The organism is Gilliamella sp. B2824 (assembly GCF_026536245.1).
Lineage (GTDB): Bacteria > Pseudomonadota > Gammaproteobacteria > Enterobacterales > Orbaceae > Gilliamella.
The window spans coordinates 1-1,214 of the sequence record NZ_JAFNON010000033.1; the positions used below are offsets into that span (position 1 = coordinate 1).

A 1,214-nucleotide genomic window follows, 5' to 3' on the forward strand; every position below is an offset into this window, starting at 1 on the left:
TTGCTATTGTCAATCGCAAAGCACAGGTCGTAGCCACGCAGTGAACGAGCGGGCATTTGACGCAGTGACCTATTGACAACCCACCCAATTTTATCCTTTAGTGCAGGTGGAAAGGAACGCATAGCGAGCCTTTCCGCTTGGACGACCTTAAAAATTTGTTTATAATTCAGCCGTTAATATCACCAAAACTACCTAAGGAGTGCAGTATGCGAGACCAAAAAGAACGAGTTTACAGTATTGAAAAATTGACAAAAGCTGAGTTTAGATATGCATTGAAGTTTAACTTAATTACTCAAGAACAGTATGATAAATATCTACAAGAACTCAATGAATTAACATCTTACATTTATGAAAAATATAAAGATAGTTTAGCTTTTTATGATGAAGATTGGATTAAAATCAATAACTATTATGAAAAAATCGTAGCCTTAAATTTTGTCAGAGATTATACAAAAGAAGATTTAGAAGAAATTTGGCTTATAGAGATGTAAATAATGAAAGTAGATAATATTAATCAACTTTTCGAGCAGATACAGCAAACTGATAATAATCAAGGGATTTCGAACTTTACACAAACCAATGCAAACTATCCTAAGAACCCTTATACTCAAGAAATATATCAAGCAGAGCGGTTATATGAAAGAGGACATAAAAAAGGATTTTCAGAGACTCGTTGGTTAACTGAGGATGAAATACAAACTCATAATTTACAGATTAAACTGGACGAAAAAGAGAGTTTTTTTGAAAGTAATTTATATAAAGATAATGAGTATCATGAAAATATTAAATTTTATAATGTAGAGCAGCTGGATAAAGCATCCTTTGATAAACTTCCACCAGCAATTAAGCCGGAAAAACAGTGGCAGGAAAATTTAAAAATCGAGCAATTTATAGCAAGTCAGGGGGTTAAGGTGTTACATAACAGCCCGTCAAATCCTCGTTATAATGCTAAATCACATACTATCCATATGCCCGATAAATCGCAGTATGAGACTGCCGAAGCATACTATAATGATATCTTCCATGAAATCGGACACTCAACCAGTCGTGAATTAGGTCGAATACCCACAACCCCTGAACAAGCAATCAATTTTTCAAAAAAGATGAATTAGTCGCCGAAACTTCAGCGATAAAACTTTGTGAATTAACAAATGTTAATAGTAATAAAACCAATAATTTATGTTATTTAAAAGAGTTTCTAAGCAAATTTGGTG

General features: G+C 33.3%; 2 protein-coding genes. Both read left to right on the forward strand.

The window, feature by feature from the left end; genetic code table 11:
- Nucleotides 1-206: 206 nt before the first annotated feature.
- Nucleotides 207-491 carry a hypothetical protein gene (locus J3U56_RS11965; RefSeq protein WP_267367941.1) on the forward strand — a complete coding sequence of 95 codons (285 nt, stop codon included), beginning with the start codon at nucleotides 207-209 and terminating at the stop codon, nucleotides 489-491.
- Nucleotides 492-494: 3 nt separating this feature from the next.
- Nucleotides 495-1,112: a zincin-like metallopeptidase domain-containing protein gene (locus J3U56_RS11970; protein WP_267367943.1), complete on the forward strand. Its 618-nt coding sequence runs from the start codon at nucleotides 495-497 to the stop codon at nucleotides 1,110-1,112.
- Nucleotides 1,113-1,214 lie beyond the last annotated feature (102 nt).

What these genes read in the sequence shown, in the direction of transcription:
- J3U56_RS11965 (WP_267367941.1), top strand. Translation starts at nt 207, where the DNA reads ATGCGAGACCAAAAAGAACGAGTTTACAGTATTGAAAAATTGACAAAA.
- J3U56_RS11970 (WP_267367943.1), top strand. Translation starts at nt 495, where the DNA reads ATGAAAGTAGATAATATTAATCAACTTTTCGAGCAGATACAGCAAACT.